Below are 19,979 nucleotides of genomic sequence, written 5' to 3' on the forward strand. Positions count from 1 at the left end.
TCATGTTGGAATTTCTCCAAAATTTGCTTGGGGCACCTGCAGGCCAAACCGTCTGGACGCTACTGAAGATTGTGGCAATCGTATTGCCGATGTTCGGCTGTGTGGCTTATCTGACGCTTGCCGAGCGCAAAGTGATTGGTTACATGCAGATCCGTATCGGCCCCAACCGTGTAGGGCCGCTTGGTCTGCTGCAGCCGATCGCCGACGCCCTCAAGTTGATGCTCAAGGAAATTGTTCTGCCAACGAGCGCCAACAAGAGCTTGTTCGTATTGGCTCCGGTGCTGTCGATTGCACCTGCGATGGTTGCTTGGGCGGTCATACCGTTCACACCAGAGATGGTGCTGTCCAATATCGATGCTGGCGTGCTGTACATCATGGCGGTGTCGTCGATTGGCGTATACGGCATCATCCTTGCTGGTTGGGCTTCCAATTCAAAATACGCATTCCTTGGCGCCATGCGGTCGGCAGCACAGATGGTGTCGTATGAAGTGGCGATGGGCTTTGCATTGGTCGGTGTGTTGATGGTGTCGTCAAGCCTGAATTTTGTCGAGATCGTCAACGTTCAGGGCAAGGGTCTGTTCGGTGGTAGTGCGCTGAGCTGGAACTGGATCCCGCTGTTCCCGATGTTCCTCGTCTACCTGATCTCCGGGGTTGCGGAGACCAACCGGGCGCCTTTTGACGTGGCTGAGGGTGAGTCCGAAATCGTGGCCGGCTTCCACGTCGAATATTCGGGGATGGTGTTTGCCATATTCTTCCTGGCTGAATATGCAAACATGATCCTGATCTCGGCGCTGACTTCGATCATGTTCATGGGGGGGTGGTTGTCTCCGTTCCCGGCCTCGTGGGGGCTCATTGGCGCGCCAAGTTTCATTTGGCTCGCGGCCAAGGTGGCATTCATTCTGTTCTGCTTCCTGTGGTTCCGTGCAACATTCCCGCGCTACCGTTATGACCAGATCATGCGCTTGGGTTGGAAGATTTTCTTGCCCGTAACGATGGTGTGGGTTGCGGTGCTGGGCGTGTGGATGATGTCTCCATACTCGCTGTGGTAAGAGGCAGAGGTCGAGTAAATGAACAAGTTGCAGAATTTCTTTAAGACATTTTTCTTGCTGGAACTGGTAAAAGGGATGGCCCTGACTGGCCGCCATATGTTCCAGCGCAAGATTACCGTCCAGTTCCCGGACGAAAAGACGCCGATGTCGCCGCGCTTCCGTGGACTTCATGCCTTGCGTCGCTATCCAAATGGCGAAGAGCGCTGTATTGCGTGCAAGTTGTGCGAGGCTGTTTGCCCAGCGATGGCGATCACGATTGAATCCGAGCAACGGGATGACGGTACGCGTCGCACGACCCGTTACGATATTGACCTGACAAAATGTATTTTCTGTGGATTTTGTGAGGAGTCCTGTCCGGTTGATTCGATTGTCGAGACGCATATTTTTGAATACCACGGCGAGAAGCGGGGAGATTTGCTGTACACCAAACCTATGCTGCTTGCCGTTGGCGACAAATATGAAGCTGAGATTGCAAAGGCGCGTGAAGTCGACGCGCAATATCGATAAATGCCCGACCGAAATTCGGTTGATACCCATGCATAACAACAAGGTCTGGTCATGACTTTTCAGACGCTAGTCTTCTACGTATTGGCTGCCATTCTTCTAGGATCGGCCGCTCGGGTTATTACTGCAAAGAATCCTGTGCACGCCGCACTTTATTTGGTACTGGCCTTTTTTAGCGGCGCCGGGCTCTGGTTGTTGATTCAGGCGGAATTCCTCGGCATTTCGCTGGTGCTTGTCTATGTCGGTGCAGTGATGGTGTTGTTCCTGTTCGTATGCATGATGCTCGACATCAATTTCGAGAAATTGCGCACAGGTTTTTGGAAGAGCCTACCCCTAGCTTCGGCGGTCGCCTTGCTTATGGTTGTCGAAATGGCGTTGGTGTTTACCGGAAAGAATAGTGGTGTCGCAGGTGTCTCGCAGCTGCCGGAACATCCCGCCGGCTATAGCAATACCAAGGAGCTCGGCAAGGTGCTGTATACGCAGTTTGTCTATCCGTTCGAGATTGCCGCGATCGTGTTGCTTGTGGCGATCGTTGCAGCAATTGCACTTACCATGCGTGGCCGCAAGGACACCAAGTATCAGGACCCTGGCCAGCAGGCTAAGGTGAAGCGCGCGGATCGCGTACGTGTCGTCAAAATGGCGGCGGAAAAACCGCAACCGACCGACGTCGCAGAACAATCGGCCAAGTAAGCGCCATTCTGGATAATAAAAGGGGATCTTCGTGCTCTCGCTGACGCACTATCTCGTTCTGGGCGCCATATTGTTCGCCATCAGCATCCTGGGTATTTTTCTCAATCGTAAGAACATCATTGTTCTGCTCATGGCGATTGAATTGATGCTGCTCGCGGTGAACATGAACTTTATCGCCTTCTCGCAATTCATGAATGACGCAGCAGGTCAGATTTTCGTGTTCTTTATCCTGACTGTGGCTGCGGCGGAATCCGCAATCGGGTTGGCCATTTTGGTCGTACTGTTCAGAAACCTGAACACTATCAATGTGGAAGAGCTCGACAGCCTGAAGGGCTGATCGCGTTCCCCAAGTCGACTTTACAGGTTTAATAAGAAAACGCATCACCATGACAGACATGCAAACGCTCTACCTTATGATTCCGCTGGCACCGCTGCTAGGCGCGATCCTGGCCGGCCTGTTCGGTCGTGTAATCGGCCGCACGGGGGCACACTGTGTAACCATCCTGGGTGTTGCGCTTGCCTTTGTCGGCTCGGCCTATACGCTCAATTACCTGTTGAGCGGTGGGCAGGCCTACTACGGAAATGTCTACACCTGGCTGACGATCAATGGTATCGATCTGTCCATTGGTTTTCAGGTGGACAACTTGACTGCCATGATGATGTGCGTAGTTACCTTCGTTTCGCTGATGGTGCACATCTACACGATCGGCTACATGCATGACGATCCTGGCTACCAGCGTTTCTTCAGCTACATCTCCCTATTTACCTTCTCGATGCTGATGTTGGTGATGTCCAACAACTTCGTGCAGCTGTTCTTTGGCTGGGAGGCCGTTGGTCTTGTTTCCTACCTCTTGATCGGCTTCTGGTTCAAGCGTCCGACGGCGATTTTTGCCAACCTGAAGGCGTTTCTGGTCAACCGGGTGGGCGACTTCGGTTTTGTACTGGGTATCGGCTTGGTGTTTGCGCATACGGGTTCCATGGATTACCACACGGTGTTCCAGGCCGTGCCTGCGTTGAAGGACCAGACCATTAATCTGATCGGCGATATGCAATGGCCGCTGCTGGCGGTGACCGGCATTCTGCTGTTCGTTGGCGCAATGGGTAAGTCGGCACAGTTTCCACTGCATGTCTGGCTGCCCGATTCGATGGAAGGCCCAACACCGATTTCCGCCTTGATCCATGCCGCAACCATGGTGACTGCAGGTATTTTCATGGTGGCGCGCATGTCTCCGATCTATGAGCTGTCGGATGCCGCGTTGTCCTTCATCACCGTGATCGGTGCGATCACCGCTCTGTTCATGGGGTTCCTCGGCGTCATTCAAAACGACATCAAGCGTGTCGTGGCTTATTCGACGCTATCGCAGCTGGGCTACATGACTGTTGCGTTGGGGGTGTCGGCGTACTCCGTCGCTGTGTTCCACCTGATGACGCACGCGTTCTTCAAGGCGCTGCTGTTCCTTGCAGCAGGCTCGGTGATCATTGGCATGCACCATGATCAGGATATTCGCAACATGGGTGGATTGCGCAAGTACATGCCAATCACCTGGATCACCTCCCTGGTTGGCTCTCTTGCCCTGATCGGTACGCCATTCCTATCGGGCTTCTATTCGAAAGATTCGATTATCGAGGCCGTCAAGGCATCGCATATCCCGGGTAGTGGCTTTGCCTACTTTGCCGTTGTTGCCGGTGTATTTGTGACCGCGTTCTACTCGTTCCGCATGTACTTCCTGGTGTTCCATGGCGACGAGCGTTTTGGTAAAGCACACGACCATCACGCGGATCATGACGACGAAGAGCCGTCCGATGATCATCATCATGGTCTGGCTCCGGGTGAAAAGCCGCACGAGACGCCATGGGTTGTCACGTTGCCGCTGGTGCTGCTGGCTATTCCTTCGCTGGTGATCGGCTACATCGCAATCGAGCCGATGCTGTATGGCGATTTCTTCAAGAATGTCATCTTCGTTGGCGAAAATCACCACGTCATGGCTGAGCTCAAGGAGGAGTTCCATGGTGCGGCTGCGATGGGGGTCCATGCCTTGACGTCGTTGCCATTCTGGCTCGCTCTGGGCGGCGTCGTGGTGTCTTGGTTCTTCTATCTGCGTCGTCCCGATATTCCGGCCGCGATCAAGGACCGGTTCTCGCTTGTTTACACGCTCCTTGAGCGCAAGTATTTCATGGACGATCTGTACTTCAATCTGTTTGCCAAGGGAAGCCGTCTGCTCGGGATGGGCCTGTGGAAAGTTGGTGACGTCGCCATCATTGACGGATTGATGGTTAATGGTTCGGCCAAGCTGGTTGGCTGGCTCTCCCGTGTCGTGCGGCAGCTGCAGTCTGGTTACATCTACCACTATGCTTTCGCAATGATCATTGGCGCACTTGTCCTGCTGCTTTTCTTTGGCAAGGCTTTGGTTGGCTAAGAAATCGAATAACGAAAACGCTGAGATTTAGATAGGTTAGTCATGAGTGAACATTTGCTGAGTCTGGTCATCTGGACGCCAATCATCGCTGGTGTGCTAGTCCTGGCCACTGGCGGGGATCGCAACGCGGGATTGGCTCGCTGGATAGCCCTGATAGGCGCAGCGGCCGGTTTCCTGCTGTCTTTGCCGCTATATACCGAGTTCCAGTCCTTGCATGGTGGTATGCAGTTCGAGGAGATGGCTCCGTGGATCAGCCGTTTCAACATCAACTATCATCTCGGCGTAGACGGCATTTCGATGCTGTTCGTGGTGTTGAACAGCTTCACGACCTTGCTCGTGGTGATTGCTGGCTGGGAAGTGATCGAACGGCGGGTAGCGCAGTACTTTGCTGCGTTCCTGATCATGTCTGGTCTGATCAATGGTTCTTTCGCTTCATTGGATGCCATTCTGTTCTACGCGTTCTTTGAAGCCATGCTGATCCCGATGTACCTGATCATCGGCGTGTGGGGTGGACCGAACCGGGTCTATGCAGCGGTCAAGTTCTTCCTGTATACCCTGATGGGTTCGCTGCTGATGCTGGTTGCCTTCATCTACCTGTACATTCAGGCGGGTAACAGCTTCTCCATCCTGGACTACCACAATCTGCATCTGCCTCTCGATGTCCAGAAGTGGTTGTTTGTGGCTTTCTTCCTGTCCTTTGCCGTCAAGGTGCCGATGTGGCCCGTGCACACGTGGTTGCCAGACGCCCACGTGGAGGCGCCAACGGGCGGTTCCATGGTGCTGGCGGCAATCACCCTCAAGCTGGGTGCTTATGGTTTCCTGCGTTTCAGCTTGCCGATTGCTCCCGACGCGAGCCACGCCCTTTCCGGCGTGATGATTTTCCTGTCGCTGGTCGCGGTGGTGTACATCGGCTTGGTTGCCCTTGTTCAAGCTGACATGAAGAAATTGGTGGCCTATTCGTCCATCGCCCACATGGGTTTTGTTACGTTGGGCCTGTTCATGTTCTCCGGCGACATGTTGACCAACGAGGGGGTTGAAGGCGCGCTGATCCAGATGCTGTCCCATGGCTTTGTTTCGGCAGCCATGTTTGCATGTATCGGCGTGATGTACGACCGTATGCATTCGCGACAGATTGCGGACTACGGTGGTGTGGTCAATACGATGCCTAAATTTGCCGCCTTCATGATGCTGTTCGGCATGGCGAATGCTGGCTTGCCGGCAACCTCCGGTTTTGTGGGCGAATTCCTGGTCATCATGGGGGCAGTAAAAGCCAACTTCTGGTACGCCTTCCTTGCCGCCACTACACTGATTTTTGGTGCAGCCTATACGCTTTGGATGTATAAGCGGGTCATCTTCGGCGACGTTGCCAACGAGCATGTTGCTGAGCTGACAGATATCAACGGGCGCGAGTTCCTCTTGCTTGCTGTGCTGGCGGTGACCGTTCTGGGGATGGGGCTTTACCCCGAGATGTTCATCTCGAAGATGCACGCGTCGGTGAATGATCTGATTGCGCACGTCGCCAGAAGCAAGATTTAAGCGACGAGCAGACTGAGGAAACACGTGTAATGAACTTTGCTAGCATGAACCTCTTGGCAGCACTGCCCGAAACCTTCCTGTTGTGTGCAATAGCGGTCATCTTGATCGTTGACGCCTTTACCAAGGAAGAGCCGAGCGCTGCGAGCTACTATCTGTCACTACTGACGCTCGTTGGTTGTGCCTACCTGACTTGGAGCACGATGTCTCCGACGGTCTCCTATGCATTCAACAATTTCTTTGTTGATGATCCGATGGCCGAAGTGCTCAAGCTGGGGACTTATCTGGCGACGGGCGCAATATTTGTGTATTCGCGGCAATATCTTGCTGATCGCGCAATTTTTCGTGGAGAATTTTTCTCGCTGAGCTTGTTCGCCATGCTGGGCATGATGGTGATGCTCTCGGCGAATAACCTGCTGACGCTGTATCTGGGGCTGGAGTTGCTGTCATTGTCGCTCTACGCTTTGGTGGCGTTGCAGCGCGACTCTGCGATTGCGACCGAAGCGGCAATGAAGTATTTCGTTCTCGGTGCGTTGGCCTCCGGCATGTTGCTCTATGGCATGTCGATGATCTATGGCGCAACCGGATCTTTGGATTTGCAAACCGTTGCTACCAAGATTGCCAGCGGTGAGGCAAAGTCTGCTTTGCTCGCACTGGGTGTCGTGTTCATTGTGGCCGGCGTAGCCTTCAAGTTGGGCGCGGTACCATTCCATATGTGGGTACCCGATGTGTATCAAGGGGCGCCGACTGCCGTCACAATGTTCATTGGTTCCGCACCTAAGCTCGCTGCTTTTGCGTTTGTCATCCGTATTTTGGTAATTGGCCTCGGTGGGTTGTTGAAGGATTGGCAGCCCATGTTGATGATTCTTGCCGTGGCTTCCATGGCTATCGGCAACATCACTGCAATCGCTCAAACCAGTATCAAGCGGATGCTGGCCTATTCGACCATCTCCCATATGGGGTTCCTGCTGCTTGGCATCCTGTCCGGGGCTGTCAATGGCTACGCTGCATCGATGTTTTATGCGCTTGCCTATGTGCTCATGACGCTTGGCGCATTCGGCGTGTTGCTGTTGCTGGCGAATAAAGACAGTGAGGCCGATTCGCTTGACTCGTTCAAGGGGTTGGCGGATCGCAGTCGCTGGTTTGCGTTCGTGATGTTGTTGTTGATGGTCTCCATGGCGGGGATACCCGGCACCATCGGCTTCTGGGCCAAGCTGCAGGTAATTACCGTGATCGTGGACATCAAGCTGTATTGGCTTGCTGTTGCTGCAGTCATGTTCTCCTTAATCGGCGCGTTTTATTATCTGCGTGTGATCAAGCTGATGTTCTTCGAGTCGGCAGATGAAGGTGAGAGCCAAGCGAGCTTGTCTGGCGTCCTGGGAGCCAAGCTGGTATTGACTATAAACGGTTTGTTGGTGTTGTTCTTCGGTATTCTGCCGAGCAGCCTGATGAGCGTTTGCCTTGAAGCAATCAAGCAAAGCGTCCGCTTGTCGTGAATCTTGCAGCCCTGACTCTATTATTGGCGGCCATTGTTGCCGCCAATTTGCCGTTCCTGAGCGATCGGATTTTCTTTCTGAAGCTTGGAGGCATGATAAAGAATCTGGCGTGGCGGCTTGCTGAATGGGTGTTCTTGTATTTTTGTTGTGGTGTGGTGGCTGGATTGCTCGAAGGCCGGTTCGGACCGCCCCACGACCAGCATTGGCAATTTTATGCAGTCACTTTCTTTGCATTTCTGATATTTTCTCTGCCTGGATTTGTAATGAAATATCTGTGGCAGAAGCCAAGCATATAGAGATTTGCAATCGCTATTGCAACAAACAAAAAGTCTCTCTATAATGCGTAGCTCCTTAGGCGCGTAGCTCAGCTGGTTAGAGCACCACCTTGACATGGTGGGGGTCGTTGGTTCGAGTCCAATCGCGCCTACCAACGAATAAGAGGAAAATCTGTCGATGTTTCGAACTTGCAGCTTGGCGTTATATTGCTAGGGTGTGACTGGTCGTTCGGGTTTGTCCTTGAAAAAAGTGCGGCTACACCGCACTTTTTTTTTGCCTGTTTTAGACGGTATTTCAATTAACTGCAATTGTGGATGGAAAGGCTCCTCCTATGCCTGTCATAACGCTTCCCGATGGTTCGCAACGTTCGTACGACAATCCGGTGACTGTGGCTGAGGTTGCTGCGAGTATTGGCGCTGGCCTGGCCCGTGCGGCCTTGGCCGGCAAAGTTGATGGCGAGCTGGTCGATACCTCCTGTCTCATCGATCGCGATGTCGCGCTTGCGATTGTTACCGACCGCGACGTGGACGGCCTTGAGGTGATTCGCCATTCGACTGCACATTTGCTGGCCTATGCCGTCAAGGAGCTGTTCCCCGAAGCCCAGGTGACCATTGGCCCGGTTATCGAGAATGGCTTCTACTATGACTTTTCCTATAAGCGCCCATTTACGCCTGAAGATCTGGGCGCCATCGAAAAGCGCATGAGTGAGCTGGCCAAGCGAGATCATCCTGTTACCCGTGAGGTATGGGGGCGTGACGAAGCGGTGCGATTCTTCGAGAGCATCGGTGAGCGATATAAAGCGGAGCTCATCGGCTCGATTCCATCTGGAGAGGATGTGTCGCTGTACAGAGAGGGCGATTTTGTCGATCTGTGCCGGGGGCCGCATGTACCGTCTACTGGCAAGCTTAAGGTCTTCAAGTTGATGAAGGTGGCCGGCGCCTACTGGCGCGGCGATTCACGCAACGAGATGCTGCAGCGCATCTACGGGACTGCCTGGTCCAAGAAGGAGGATCTGGACGCGTACCTGCATCAGTTGGAAGAGGCTGAGAAACGGGATCATCGAAAGATCGGCCGCCAGCAAGATCTCTTCCACCTGCAGGATGAAGCGCCGGGTATGGTGTTCTGGCACCCCAAGGGGTGGACCGTGTGGCAGACCGTCGAGCAGTACATGCGGTGCGTCCTGCGCGAGCACGGTTATGAGGAGGTGCGTACGCCGCTCGTCATGGATCGTGTCTTGTGGGAGCGCTCTGGGCATTGGGAAAACTACCGGGAGAACATGTTTACGACGGAGTCGGAGAAGCGTGACTACGCCGTGAAACCGATGAACTGCCCTGGTCATATTCAGATATTCAATCAGGGGTTGAAGAGTTATCGTGACCTCCCGCTGCGCCTGGCCGAGTTCGGGGCCTGTCACCGCAATGAGCCCTCTGGTTCGCTGCATGGCATCATGCGCGTGCGTGGCTTTACCCAGGATGATGCGCATATTTTCTGTACGGAAGATCAAATCCAGTCGGAATCGATGGCGTTCATCGAGCTGCTGCAGAAAGTGTATGCGGACTTTGGCTTTGCCGAGATTCTCGTCAAGCTTTCCACTCGACCGGAGAAACGTGCAGGCTCCGATGAGGTGTGGGACAAGGCCGAGGCGTCCTTGGCTGAGGCGTTGAAGGCTAAGGGCCTGGTATATGACCTGCAGCCAGGGGAGGGGGCATTTTATGGCCCGAAGATCGAGTTTTCGTTGAAGGACTCGATCGGGCGGGTGTGGCAGTGCGGTACGCTGCAGCTCGACTTTGTGCTGCCGCAGCGGCTCGGAGCCGAGTACGTGGCTGAGGACAATGGCAAGCATGTGCCGGTCATGTTACATCGAGCAATCCTAGGCTCGCTGGAGCGGTTCATCGGCATCCTCATCGAAAACTATGCGGGTAGCCTGCCATTGTGGCTTTCGCCTGTGCAAATGGTGGTGATGAATATCTCTGAGTCGCAGGCCGATTATGTTCGCGATGTGACTGAGCGACTGAAGTTGGCAGGTTTCCGCGCCATTGCGGACTTGAGAAATGAGAAAATTACCTATAAAATCCGCGAACATAGTTTGCAGCGGCTCCCATATCAGTTGATTTTGGGTGACAAAGAGAAGGCTGCAGGCTTGGTTGCCGTGCGTACCCGCCAAGGTGAAGACTTGGGTCAAATGACGATTGACGCGCTGATTGAGCGCTTGCGTCAGGACCTGCCGGGTAGCACGGTTTAATTTTTGTAAGACTTGGAGACACTGCTATAGCTCAGGAACGCGAACCACGAATCAACGGCGAGATCAATGTGTCGGAGCTTCGTTTGGTAGGGGTGGAAGGAGAGCAGCTCGGTATCGTTAACTTGGCGCAGGCGCTGAGTATGGCGGAAGAGGCTGATGTTGACTTGGTTGAAATTGCACCACAGGCTAGCCCACCGGTTTGCCGCCTGATGGACTATGGCAAGTTCAAATACCAGGAAAGCAAGAAGCGGCACGAAGCCAAGCTCAAGCAGAAGCAAATCCAGGTCAAGGAAATCAAATTCCGTCCCGGAACCGATGAGGGTGACTATCAAGTCAAGCTGCGTAATTTGATCCGCTTCCTGCAGGAAGGGGACAAGGCGAAGATTACGCTGCGTTTCCGCGGCCGAGAGATGGCGCACCAGGAGTTTGGCGTGGCACTGTTGAAGCGCGTTGAGGGTGACCTGACCGAAGTTGGCGTGGTCGAGCAGTTCCCGAAGATGGAGGGTCGCCAGATGATTATGGTGATCGCGCCCAAGAAGAAGTAACCGTATTTGTTGCGATGACGAAAGACGCGTCGCGACAGTGTGAATTTGTCGTGCACAGGTAACGCGACAAATGTGATGACACTGGGGTTTCAAGTGCTGCAGTCGTAGCCACCTCTTGTCGATCAACAAGGAGAGCATTATGCCGAAGATGAAAACCAAGAGCAGCGCCAAGAAGCGCCTCAAGGTGCTGGGCAACGGTGGCGTTAAGCGTAGCAAAGCATTTAAGCGCCACATCCTGACCAAGAAGACCACGAAGAACAAGCGTCAACTGCGTGGTACGACAATGGTTCATCCCACGAACATGGGTCATGTTCGTGCGATGTTGCCCTACGCTGCTTAAGGAGATTGAAATATGCCACGAGTTAAACGCGGTGTAACGGCACGCGCCCGTCACAAAAAGGTTCTCGCACTGGCCAAGGGCTATCGCGGTCGTCGTAAAAACGTCTACCGTATTGCCAAGCAGGCGGTAATGAAGGCGGGTCAGTACGCTTATCGTGACCGTCGTCAACGCAAGCGTCAGTTCCGTCAGCTGTGGATTGCGCGTATTAACGCAGCGTCCCGTGAGTGTGGCCTGACATACAGCCGCTTCATGAATGGTCTGAAGAAGGCTGCGATCGAGATCGACCGTAAGGTGCTGGCTGATCTGGCAGTGTTTGACAAGCCTGCTTTTGCTCGCATCGTCGAGCAAGCTAAAGCTGGCCTCGCTGCTTAAGCTGTCTGGATCATGAAAGGGAGGCGAAGGCCTCCCTTTTTTTTCGAATTTTTGCGCGTCGGCAGGGGTCGGCGCAGGTGGTAAAAATAGGGCGGATGTACCATGCAAAACGTGAACATGATACTTGATCGCGGTTTGGCCGAGCTGCAAGCGGCGCAGGACCAGGTCGAGTTGGAGCAAGTCAAGGCTCGCTATCTTGGCAAGAGTGGTGAACTGACTGAATTGCTGAAGCAGCTTGGCAAACTTCCGCCCGAAGAAAAACGGACTGTTGGCGCCGCTATCAACCAGGCAAAGCAGGGCTTCGAGTCAGCATGGTCGGCGCGAAGAGGCGAACTGGATGCGGCAAAGCTCGCACAGCAGCTGGCCGCCGAGGCGCTCGATGTGACACTGCCAGGCCGCGGCAATCAGGTTGGTGGTTTGCATCCGGTGACGCTGACGCAACAGCGTATCGAGGACTTGTTCCGCTCCATGGGCTTCGCTGTTGCAGATGGCCCCGAAATCGAAACAGACTTCCATAACTTCGAAGCACTCAATATTCCGAAAGATCACCCCGCACGGGCGATGCAGGATACGTTTTACGTCGAGGGCGGGGATGTGTTGCGTACCCATACCTCCCCCATTCAAATCCGTTACATGTTGCAGAACCCGCCACCGATCAAGATCATTGCCCCCGGGCGGGTGTATCGCGTCGATTCCGATGCCACCCATTCGCCGATGTTCCATCAAATGGAGGGGCTGTGGGTTGACGAGGGAGTCAGTTTCGCCGACCTCAAGGCGGTGTTGATCGACTTCCTGCGTCAATTTTTCGAGCGAGACGATCTGCAGGTGCGTTTCCGCCCTTCATTCTTTCCGTTTACCGAACCTTCCGCTGAAATTGATGTGCTTGGTGCCCGGGGCTGGCTAGAGATCGGCGGGTGCGGCATGGTGCACCCGAACGTATTGAGGAATGTCGGTATCGACAGCGAGCGTTTCACGGGTTTCGCTTTTGGCATCGGTCTCGATCGCTTTGCCATGCTGCGCTATGGCGTCAACGACTTGCGCCTGTTCTTCGAGAACGATCTCGCCTTTCTCAAGCAGTTCAACTGATTTGCGTGGAACCGGAATATGAAATTCTCTGAACAATGGTTGCGAACCCTCGTCAACCCGCCGTTGAATAGTGAAGAGCTGGCGCACCAGTTGACGATGGCGGGGCTTGAGGTAGAGGAAAACCAGCCTGCAGCACCTGACTTCGATAAGGTGGTCGTCGCCGAGGTGCTGAGTGTGACGCGCCACGAAAATGCAGATCGCCTCAACGTGTGCCAAGTCAATATTGGCCAGGTCGAACCTATACAGATCGTGTGTGGCGCCCCAAACGTCGCGCCGGGGGTGAAGGTGCCGTGTGCGTTGGTCGGTGCAAATCTGCCCGGCGATTTCAAGATCAAGCAGGCCAAGGTGCGCGGTGTCGAGTCGTTTGGCATGCTGTGCTCCGGTGATGAGCTGGGTATGCCGGATGGCATCGATGGCTTGTTGTTGTTACCCGTCGACGCACCTGTGGGTGAAGATTTCCGCGAATATTTCGGGCTCAACGACCGCGTGTTCACGCTTAAGCTGACGCCGAATCGTGCTGATTGCCTATCCCTGTCCGGCATTGCCCGTGAGCTTGCCGCGCTGAACGAAATGACCGTGCCTGTACCCGCACGTCACGATATCGCCGAGTCGAGTGCTAAACAGCTCGAGGTAGTGCTTGACGCGCCCGAGGCGTGCCCGCGGTATTGCGGTCGCGTCGTCAGCAGCGTCGATTTTAATGCCCCGACGCCCCTGTGGATGGTGCGGCGACTCGCGCGTAGCGGGGTGCGCAGCATTTCGGCCATCGTCGACGTGACGAACTATGTGATGCTCGAACTTGGGCAGCCCATGCACGCCTTCGATCTGGCCAAGATCGAGGGGCGAGTTCATGCACGATTGGCCCGTGGCGGTGAACAGATCACGCTGCTGAACGACAAGACCATCGCGCTCGAGCCGGACATGCTGGTTATTGCCGATGACGCCAAGCCTCTGGCATTGGCCGGGATTATGGGGGGGGGGGACAGCGCGATTTCGGCCGCAACCCAGGATATTTTCCTGGAAAGCGCATATTTTGACCCAGCCGTCATCCATGGCAAATCGCGTCGGCTCGGTTTTGGGTCGGACTCCTCCTACCGATTCGAACGAGGTGTCGATTTCGAGCTGCAACGTACCGCATTGGAGCGTGCGACCGAGCTGATTCTCGATATTTGTGGCGGTGAGTCCGGCGCCGTGAGCGAAGCCTGTGCCAGCTTGCCGGTACGCCATGCCGTCAATTTGCGAGTCAGCCGGATCGCCAGGGTACTTGGCGTGAGCTTGGAGGCCGGGGCGATTGTTGCCATGCTGGAACGCCTTGGCTTGCGTTGCTCGCTTGCGGGCGACGTGATTCAGGTCCAGCCGCCATCGTTCCGTTTCGATCTCGTGATCGAGGAGGACCTGATCGAGGAGGTGGCACGCCTATACGGTTATGACACCGTTCCCGTGCGCCCCCCGCTCGGTCAAATGTCGATGTTGCCGCAGCCGACTGGCGCACGTGCACTCCCGCTGATCAAGCAAGGGATGGTTGGGTGTGGTTACCAGGAGGTCATCAACTATGCATTTGTCGATGAGCAGTGGGAAATGGACTTGGCTGGGAATACTGCGCCAGTCAAGCTGATCAACCCGATCGCCAGCCAAATGGGCGTGATGCGCTCCACATTGCTGGGGGGGCTGATCGCGACGCTGCAGCACAATCTGAATCGCAAGCATGAACGGGTTCGCCTGTTTGAGGTTGGGCGGGTGTTTTTGCGGGCCGACAATCAGCTCGAGCAGCCCGAGCGGCTGGCAGGACTGGCTTATGGTCCTCGCGTCCAGGAGCAGTGGGGGGCTGCGGCGCAAGCAGTCGATTTCTTTGACGTCAAGGCTGACGTCGAGGCCCTGTTCTGGCCCCGGCCGTTGCGTTTCGAGGCGGCACCGCATCCGGCTATGCATCCGGGGCGTAGTGCGAAGGTTTGGTTCGATGACAAGCTAGTTGGCTGGCTCGGTGAATTGCATCCCAATTGGGTGCAGAAATATGACCTGAACCGTGCGCCGGTTATGTTCGAATTGGAGCTTGGAATTTTGGCCGCGAGCGAGTTGCCGCAGGCCGCACCCATATCCAAATTCCAGGCTGTGCGCCGTGACATTGCTGTTGTTGTTGATGAGCATGTATCGGTACAAGCCTTGCTTGACTCGCTTGTGTCTGAAAAAATCAGTATAATCAGCGAGATAGCATTGTTCGATGTATATCGCGGCAAAGGCGTTGATGCGGGCTGCAAGAGCCTGGCATTCCGTATCCTGTTGCAGGATGCGGACAAGACCCTGACCGACCAGGAGGTCGATGGAGCGGTGGCACGTCTTGTGGCTGCGGTGCATGAAAAGCATGGCGCGAAACTTAGAATGTAGGGAGTATTCATGACGCTGACGAAAGCGGAGCTTGCTGACTTGTTGTTTGAGAAGGTTGGGCTCAACAAGCGTGAAGCAAAAGACATGGTGGAGTCTTTTTTTGAGGAAATTCGCTTGTCTCTCGAGGAGGGAGATAGCGTGAAGTTATCCGGTTTTGGCAATTTCCAGCTGCGCGACAAGCCGCAGCGTCCGGGCCGGAATCCCAAGACCGGAGAAGAAATTCCTATTACGGCGCGACGGGTCGTTACTTTTCACGCCAGCCAAAAACTAAAGGGAATGGTTGAGAAACACTATGGTGGAAGCGGTTCCGACAACTGATCTGCCGCCTATTCCGGCCAAGCGTTATTTTACGATCGGAGAGGTTAGCGACTTGTGCGGCGTCAAGCCGCACGTCTTGCGTTACTGGGAGCAGGAGTTTACACAGCTGCGCCCGGTAAAGCGGCGCGGTAACCGGCGCTATTATCAGCACCATGAGGTGTTGCTGATTCGCCGGATCCGTTCTTTGCTGTACGAACAGGGCTTCACCATCAGTGGTGCCCGTCACCGCCTAGACGAGGAGGGCGGGCGGCCTCATGTGTTCGAACATGTGGGCGGTGAGCCTGCGGCCGTGGCGAGCATGGAGTCCGTGCGCGCCGAGTTGCTGCATTTGCTTAGCTATCTCGACTCCTGATTTTTTGTGGTCCGGGGCTAGCTTTTCTGGCTCGCTTTGCTATAATGCAGCGCTCTTGTCGGGGCGTAGCGCAGCCTGGTAGCGCACTTGCATGGGGTGCAAGGGGTCGCGAGTTCGAATCCCGCCGCCCCGACCAGAATTAAAAAGCCATCCAGATGGATGGTTAGTAGTAAATCAACTATCGACGATAGTTGAAACGCCGCCTTAGCTCAGTTGGTAGAGCACCTGACTTGTAATCAGGGGGTCGTCAGTTCGAATCCGACAGGCGGCACCAAATATTGACGGGGACTTACAATCGTAAGTCCCCGTTGTTTTTTTGGGATGGCTTTTGCCGCCGTGCTATTGGGCAATGAAAAAGCGGGCTTTAAGCCCGCTTTTTTGTTCATCTGCTGTGCTGAATCAGGCTGTCTTGTCTGCTTCAATCAGTGCGTAGGCCGAATGGTTGTGAATGGATTCGAAATTCTCGGACTCCACGACATAGGCGTCGATCCGGCTGTCGCGGTTGAGCTGCGCGGCAACGTCCCGTACCATGTCTTCAACAAATTTCGGGTTGTCGTAGGCTCGCTCGGTGACGAACTTCTCGTCGGGGCGCTTCAGCAGGCCGTACAGCTCACATGACGCCTGTGCCTCAACTAGCTGGACGATGTCTTCGATCCAGACGAGGTCGTTGGTGCGTGCGGTAATGGTCACATGAGAGCGCTGGTTGTGCGCGCCGCGTTCCGAAATCTTCTTCGAGCAGGGGCAGAGGCTGGTGACCGGGACTAGAACCTTCATGGTCTGGCGATACTGGCCGTCGCGAATTTCACCGACGAATGTGATGTCATAGTCCAGCAGGCTCTGCACACCAGAGATCGGGGCTGACTTGTTGATGAAATACGGGAAGCTCATTTCGATATAGCCGGACTCGGCTTCCAGGCGCTCCACCATTTCGCGAGCCATGGCTTCGAAGGACTCGACCGAGATTTCCTTCTCATGGCTGTTGAGGATTTCGACAAAGCGCGACATGTGCGTGCCCTTGAAATGCTTGGGCAGATGCACATACATATTGAAGACCGCGATGGTGTGCTGCACGCCACCACTCTTGTCCGCAACCTTCAGCGGATGGCGGATGGACTTGATGCCTACTTTGTTGATGGCCAGATTACGATGATCTGGCGAATTTTGTACGTCGGCGATGGCTTGTGTATCGACTGGTTTCATGGCTTTTCCTGCTAAGGGTAACGACCGCAATGACGAGGTAGCGTCAAGATGGGGTCAATACCCGATAAAACAACTCGGGATTAAGAAGTTTATCCGATTTGAACGGGCGCAGCGATAGAAAATGCCTATTGCTGCAATTGAATCAAACGCTTGTTGATCGATGCGAGGATGCCTTCGGTATTGAGGCCGCAATCGGCGAGCAGGAGGGTGGGGTCTCCGTGTTCGACGTATTCGTCCTTCAGGCCGAGCTGCAGCACATTTGCTGCAACGCCAGCCTGCATGAGCGCTTCGGCAACGGCGGAGCCTGCACCGCCCATGATGCTGCCTTCCTCGACCGTTACCAATAAGGTGTGTGCTGCTGCCAGTTGCAATACCAGTGTGGTGTCGAGCGGCTTCACGAAGCGCATGTTGGCTACCGTTGCATCGAGTTGCTCGGCTGCCGCCAAGGCGGGCTGGAGCATGGAGCCAAACGCTAGGATGGCGACGTGCTGGCCCGTGCGGCGGATTTCCCCTTTGCCCACTGGCAGGGTAGTCATCTGTTTCTCGATGCTGACGCCGGGGCCGGTGCCGCGCGGATAGCGCACCGCAGTCGGTTGGTCGAGCTGGAAGGCGGTATACAGCATCTGGCGGCATTCGTTCTCGTCGGATGGCGCCATGACCACCATGTTCGGAATGCAGCGCAGGTAGACGATGTCGAAGCTGCCGGCGTGTGTTGGGCCGTCTGCCCCGACCAGTCCTGCGCGGTCGATTGCGAATACGACTGGCAGGTTCTGGATGGCCACATCGTGGATCAACTGGTCATAGGCGCGCTGCAGGAAGGTCGAGTAGATCGCCACGACCGGTTTCATGCCCTCGCAGGCAACGCCTGCGGCATAGGTGACGGCATGCTGCTCGGCGATGCCGACATCGAAATAGCGCTCGGGGAACTCCTGCTCGAAGCGGACCAGTCCCGAGCCTTCGCGCATCGCCGGCGTAATGCCGACCAGGCGCTTGTCGAGTGCCGCCATGTCGCACAGCCAGTCGCCAAAGATCTGGGTGTAGCTCGGTTTGCCGCCGCCCTTGCCGCCCGCGATGCCATTTGCCTTGTCGAACTTGCTGACGCCGTGATAGAGCACCGGGTCGTTCTCGGCGAGCTTGTAGCCTTGCCCCTTGCGGGTCACGATATGGAGGAACTGCGGGCCGTCGAGTTCGCGCAGGTTCTGCAGGGTCGGAATCAGGACGTCGAGGTCGTGTCCGTCGATCGGACCGATATAGTTGAAGCCGAACTCCTCGAACAAGGTGCCGGGCGTAAACATGCCCTTGGTGTGTTCCTCGGCGCGGCGCACGAATTCATGCACGGGGGGCATGGACTCCAATAGCTTGCTGCCACCCTTGCGCACGGTGTTGAAAAACTTGCCCGAAATCAGCTTGGCCAGGTAATTGTTGAGCGCGCCGACGTTGGGCGAGATCGACATCTCGTTGTCGTTGAGGATGACCAGCATATTGGCATCCATCGCGCCCGCATTGTTCAGGGCCTCGAAGGCCTGGCCCGCAGTCATGGCGCCGTCGCCGATGATGGCTACCGTCTTGCGGTCTTCGCCCTTGAGCTTGGCCGCCACGGCCATGCCCAGTGCTGCCGAGATCGAGGTGGAGGAGTGGCCGACGCCAAAGGTGTCGTATTCGCTTTCCTCCCGCTTGGGGAAGCCGGCAAGCCCGCCTTTCATGCGCAGGCGCGCCATGGCTTCCCGGCGGCCGGTCAATATCTTGTGCGGATAGCTCTGGTGGCCGACGTCCCACACCAGCCTGTCGTCAGGCGTGTGGTAAACATAATGGAGGGCAATGGTGAGCTCGATCGCACCAAGATTGGAGGCCAGGTGGCCACCCGTCTTGCTGACCGATTCGAGCAGGAATTCGCGCAATTCGTCGGCAACCTGCTTGAGTGACTTGCGGTCGAGCTGGCGCAGATCGGCGGGGTGATTGATGGTATTGAGTAGCGTGTACATCGAATTTCCTTGCCTGCCGTGGGGTGGCGGCAGGGTGGGGGCTAAAACTGGCGGGTAACGATAAAGTCGGCAAGCTCGGCCAGGCGGTGGGCGCGCTCGCCAAAGCCTGCAAGGCTGGCTTGCGCGTCGGCCTGCAAATCCGCCGCAAGTGCTTTGGCATCCCTGGCCCCGAGCAGCGAGACATAGGTTGGCTTGTTGTGCTCCGCATCCTTGCCGGCGGTCTTTCCCAGCGTGGCGGTGCTGGCTTCGGCGTCGAGTACATCGTCGACCACCTGGAAGGCGAGGCCGACACATTTGGCGAAGTGGTCCAGGCGGGTGCGTTCCTCATCGTCAAGCGTGCCGCCGGCCAGGGCGCCCAGCATGACCGAGGCGCGAATCAGCGCGCCAGTCTTGAGGATGTGCATGTGTTCAAGCTCAGGCAGCGTGAGCGCTTGGCCGACAGAAGCCAGGTCGATTGCCTGCCCGCCCGCCATGCCGTGCGAGCCTGCTGCCTGTGCCAGCAGGCCAAGCATCTTCAGCTGCGACTGCACGTCTCGTGCCGCCGCATGGTTGGCCAGCAGGTCAAAAGCCAGGGTTTGCAGGGCGTCGCCGGCCAGTAATGCGGTGGCTTCGTCGAACTGAACGTGAACGGTCGGCTTGCCGCGGCGTAAGGTGTCGTCGTCCATGCAAGGCAAATCGTCATGCACGAGCGAATAGGCGTGGATCAGTTCGACCGATGCAGCGGCAATATCGAGGTGAGCGGCGCTGGCCTGCGACAGCTCGCCCGCTGCGTAGACCAGCAGGGGGCGTACCCGCTTGCCGCCGCCCAGGCTGGCATAGCGCATGGCATCGTGCAACAGGGCGGGGGAGCTGCCGGCGGTGGGCAGCAGGCGTGCCAGCGTGCCTTCGAGATGTTGCTGCCGGCTGCCTGCCCAGGCGAGAAAGTCAGGGGTGCTCATGCGTCCTCCTCGTCATTGCCAAAGCGTTTCAGGCCGTCCTGCTCCAGCACTTCCACCTGTTGCCTGGCGTCAACCAGCTTGCCTTGACAGTATTGCAGCAATTCCGCGCCACGCTTGTAGGCGTTGAGTGCGGCTTCCAGTGGCAGATTGCCACTTTCCATGCCGGCGATCAGGCCTTCCAGCTCGGCCAGGGCGGTTTCAAATGATTCGGGTGCGGGGACTTTAGCGGTTTTGGCCATGCCGGGGTCGGTTTTTCACTT

The 19,979-nt window shown here is 55.9% G+C and carries 20 protein-coding genes and 3 tRNA genes; 19 read left to right on the forward strand and 4 right to left on the reverse strand.

Features of this window, described 5'->3' with window-relative positions; translation table 11 throughout:
- Window positions 1-2: 2 nt before the first annotated feature.
- From nuoH to ABWL39_RS02095, 19 genes are all read left to right on the forward strand, one after another.
- A complete protein-coding gene (gene nuoH, locus ABWL39_RS02005) occupies window positions 3-1,049 on the forward strand; it encodes an NADH-quinone oxidoreductase subunit NuoH (protein WP_367786670.1) in 1,047 nt (348 codons plus the stop codon).
- An 18-nt stretch (window positions 1,050-1,067) separates the two neighbouring features.
- Window positions 1,068-1,556: an NADH-quinone oxidoreductase subunit NuoI gene (gene nuoI / locus ABWL39_RS02010; protein ID WP_367786672.1), complete on the forward strand. Its 489-nt coding sequence runs from the start codon at window positions 1,068-1,070 to the stop codon at window positions 1,554-1,556.
- 51 nt (window positions 1,557-1,607) lie between these two features.
- Window positions 1,608-2,243 carry an NADH-quinone oxidoreductase subunit J gene (locus ABWL39_RS02015; protein WP_367786674.1) on the forward strand — a complete coding sequence of 212 codons (636 nt, stop codon included), beginning with the start codon at window positions 1,608-1,610 and terminating at the stop codon, window positions 2,241-2,243.
- A 31-nt stretch (window positions 2,244-2,274) separates the two neighbouring features.
- Complete coding sequence (nuoK, locus tag ABWL39_RS02020; protein WP_367786675.1) at window positions 2,275-2,580, forward strand: NADH-quinone oxidoreductase subunit NuoK; 306 nt, start codon at window positions 2,275-2,277, stop codon at window positions 2,578-2,580.
- Between the two features lie 49 nt (window positions 2,581-2,629).
- Complete coding sequence (nuoL, locus tag ABWL39_RS02025) at window positions 2,630-4,660, forward strand: NADH-quinone oxidoreductase subunit L (RefSeq protein WP_367786677.1); 2,031 nt, start codon at window positions 2,630-2,632, stop codon at window positions 4,658-4,660.
- A gap of 42 nt (window positions 4,661-4,702) precedes the next feature.
- Window positions 4,703-6,196: an NADH-quinone oxidoreductase subunit M gene (locus ABWL39_RS02030; protein ID WP_367786679.1), complete on the forward strand. Its 1,494-nt coding sequence runs from the start codon at window positions 4,703-4,705 to the stop codon at window positions 6,194-6,196.
- 29 nt (window positions 6,197-6,225) lie between these two features.
- Window positions 6,226-7,689: an NADH-quinone oxidoreductase subunit NuoN gene (nuoN, locus tag ABWL39_RS02035; RefSeq protein WP_367786681.1), complete on the forward strand. Its 1,464-nt coding sequence runs from the start codon at window positions 6,226-6,228 to the stop codon at window positions 7,687-7,689.
- Window positions 7,686-7,985, forward strand: coding sequence for a DUF2818 family protein (locus ABWL39_RS02040; protein ID WP_367786682.1), 300 nt, complete (start codon window positions 7,686-7,688; stop codon window positions 7,983-7,985). Before nuoN ends, ABWL39_RS02040 begins: the two co-directional genes overlap by 4 nt.
- 57 nt (window positions 7,986-8,042) lie before the next feature.
- Window positions 8,043-8,119 (forward strand) — tRNA-Val (locus ABWL39_RS02045).
- A gap of 177 nt (window positions 8,120-8,296) precedes the next feature.
- A complete protein-coding gene (thrS, locus tag ABWL39_RS02050; RefSeq protein WP_367786683.1) occupies window positions 8,297-10,207 on the forward strand; it encodes a threonine--tRNA ligase in 1,911 nt (636 codons plus the stop codon).
- A 26-nt stretch (window positions 10,208-10,233) separates the two neighbouring features.
- Window positions 10,234-10,752, forward strand: a complete 519-nt coding sequence (infC, locus tag ABWL39_RS02055; RefSeq protein ID WP_367786918.1) for a translation initiation factor IF-3 — start codon at window positions 10,234-10,236, stop codon at window positions 10,750-10,752.
- Window positions 10,753-10,891: 139 nt separating this feature from the next.
- Entirely contained in the window at window positions 10,892-11,092 is a 201-nt protein-coding gene (rpmI, locus tag ABWL39_RS02060) for a 50S ribosomal protein L35 (protein ID WP_367786685.1), read from the forward strand.
- 12 nt (window positions 11,093-11,104) lie between these two features.
- Window positions 11,105-11,464 (forward strand): 50S ribosomal protein L20, encoded by a 360-nt coding sequence (gene rplT / locus ABWL39_RS02065; RefSeq protein ID WP_367786687.1) that lies wholly within the window; start codon window positions 11,105-11,107, stop codon window positions 11,462-11,464.
- Window positions 11,465-11,566: 102 nt separating this feature from the next.
- Window positions 11,567-12,550, forward strand: a complete 984-nt coding sequence (gene pheS / locus ABWL39_RS02070; protein ID WP_367786689.1) for a phenylalanine--tRNA ligase subunit alpha — start codon at window positions 11,567-11,569, stop codon at window positions 12,548-12,550.
- Window positions 12,551-12,568: 18 nt separating this feature from the next.
- Window positions 12,569-14,929 carry a phenylalanine--tRNA ligase subunit beta gene (gene pheT / locus ABWL39_RS02075; protein ID WP_367786691.1) on the forward strand — a complete coding sequence of 787 codons (2,361 nt, stop codon included), beginning with the start codon at window positions 12,569-12,571 and terminating at the stop codon, window positions 14,927-14,929.
- A 9-nt stretch (window positions 14,930-14,938) separates the two neighbouring features.
- Complete coding sequence (locus ABWL39_RS02080) at window positions 14,939-15,247, forward strand: integration host factor subunit alpha (RefSeq protein ID WP_367786693.1); 309 nt, start codon at window positions 14,939-14,941, stop codon at window positions 15,245-15,247.
- The gene (locus ABWL39_RS02085) at window positions 15,222-15,599 is read left to right on the forward strand and encodes a MerR family transcriptional regulator (protein WP_367786695.1); all 378 of its coding nucleotides are present in this window, start codon (window positions 15,222-15,224) and stop codon (window positions 15,597-15,599) included. The genes ABWL39_RS02080 and ABWL39_RS02085 overlap by 26 nt, the downstream gene beginning before the upstream one ends.
- A 59-nt stretch (window positions 15,600-15,658) precedes the next feature.
- A tRNA-Pro gene (locus tag ABWL39_RS02090) sits at window positions 15,659-15,735 on the forward strand.
- A 62-nt stretch (window positions 15,736-15,797) separates the two neighbouring features.
- Window positions 15,798-15,873: transfer RNA gene (locus ABWL39_RS02095), tRNA-Thr, on the forward strand.
- Window positions 15,874-15,998: 125 nt separating this feature from the next.
- Here the strand turns inward: ABWL39_RS02095 and folE2 are convergent.
- From folE2 to ABWL39_RS02115, 4 genes are all read right to left on the reverse strand, one after another.
- The gene (gene folE2 / locus ABWL39_RS02100; RefSeq protein ID WP_367786697.1) at window positions 15,999-16,799 is read right to left on the reverse strand and encodes a GTP cyclohydrolase FolE2; all 801 of its coding nucleotides are present in this window, start codon (window positions 16,797-16,799) and stop codon (window positions 15,999-16,001) included.
- Window positions 16,800-16,924: 125 nt separating this feature from the next.
- Complete coding sequence (gene dxs, locus ABWL39_RS02105; RefSeq protein WP_367786699.1) at window positions 16,925-18,781, reverse strand: 1-deoxy-D-xylulose-5-phosphate synthase; 1,857 nt, start codon at window positions 18,779-18,781, stop codon at window positions 16,925-16,927.
- A 41-nt stretch (window positions 18,782-18,822) separates the two neighbouring features.
- A complete protein-coding gene (locus ABWL39_RS02110; protein ID WP_367786701.1) occupies window positions 18,823-19,719 on the reverse strand; it encodes a polyprenyl synthetase family protein in 897 nt (298 codons plus the stop codon).
- Window positions 19,716-19,958, reverse strand: coding sequence for an exodeoxyribonuclease VII small subunit (locus ABWL39_RS02115; RefSeq protein WP_367786702.1), 243 nt, complete (start codon window positions 19,956-19,958; stop codon window positions 19,716-19,718). The genes ABWL39_RS02110 and ABWL39_RS02115 overlap by 4 nt, the downstream gene beginning before the upstream one ends.
- Between the last annotated feature and the right edge of the window lie 21 nt (window positions 19,959-19,979).

Origin of the sequence: Chitinivorax sp. PXF-14 (assembly GCF_040812015.1) — a bacterium.
Lineage (GTDB): Bacteria > Pseudomonadota > Gammaproteobacteria > Burkholderiales > SCOH01 > JBFNXJ01.

Coding starts and splice junctions, on each gene's coding strand:
- thrS (WP_367786683.1), top strand. CDS start 8,297: ATGCCTGTCATAACGCTTCCCGATGGTTCGCAACGTTCGTACGACAAT.
- rplT (WP_367786687.1), top strand. CDS start 11,105: ATGCCACGAGTTAAACGCGGTGTAACGGCACGCGCCCGTCACAAAAAG.
- pheS (WP_367786689.1), top strand. CDS start 11,567: ATGCAAAACGTGAACATGATACTTGATCGCGGTTTGGCCGAGCTGCAA.
- ABWL39_RS02080 (WP_367786693.1), top strand. CDS start 14,939: ATGACGCTGACGAAAGCGGAGCTTGCTGACTTGTTGTTTGAGAAGGTT.
- nuoL (WP_367786677.1), top strand. CDS start 2,630: ATGACAGACATGCAAACGCTCTACCTTATGATTCCGCTGGCACCGCTG.
- ABWL39_RS02015 (WP_367786674.1), top strand. CDS start 1,608: ATGACTTTTCAGACGCTAGTCTTCTACGTATTGGCTGCCATTCTTCTA.
- nuoH (WP_367786670.1), top strand. CDS start 3: ATGTTGGAATTTCTCCAAAATTTGCTTGGGGCACCTGCAGGCCAAACC.
- ABWL39_RS02110 (WP_367786701.1), bottom strand. CDS start 19,719: ATGAGCACCCCTGACTTTCTCGCCTGGGCAGGCAGCCGGCAGCAACAT.
- ABWL39_RS02030 (WP_367786679.1), top strand. CDS start 4,703: ATGAGTGAACATTTGCTGAGTCTGGTCATCTGGACGCCAATCATCGCT.
- rpmI (WP_367786685.1), top strand. CDS start 10,892: ATGCCGAAGATGAAAACCAAGAGCAGCGCCAAGAAGCGCCTCAAGGTG.
- nuoI (WP_367786672.1), top strand. CDS start 1,068: ATGAACAAGTTGCAGAATTTCTTTAAGACATTTTTCTTGCTGGAACTG.
- dxs (WP_367786699.1), bottom strand. CDS start 18,781: ATGTACACGCTACTCAATACCATCAATCACCCCGCCGATCTGCGCCAG.
- nuoN (WP_367786681.1), top strand. CDS start 6,226: ATGAACTTTGCTAGCATGAACCTCTTGGCAGCACTGCCCGAAACCTTC.
- pheT (WP_367786691.1), top strand. CDS start 12,569: ATGAAATTCTCTGAACAATGGTTGCGAACCCTCGTCAACCCGCCGTTG.
- folE2 (WP_367786697.1), bottom strand. CDS start 16,799: ATGAAACCAGTCGATACACAAGCCATCGCCGACGTACAAAATTCGCCA.
- ABWL39_RS02115 (WP_367786702.1), bottom strand. CDS start 19,958: ATGGCCAAAACCGCTAAAGTCCCCGCACCCGAATCATTTGAAACCGCC.
- ABWL39_RS02085 (WP_367786695.1), top strand. CDS start 15,222: ATGGTGGAAGCGGTTCCGACAACTGATCTGCCGCCTATTCCGGCCAAG.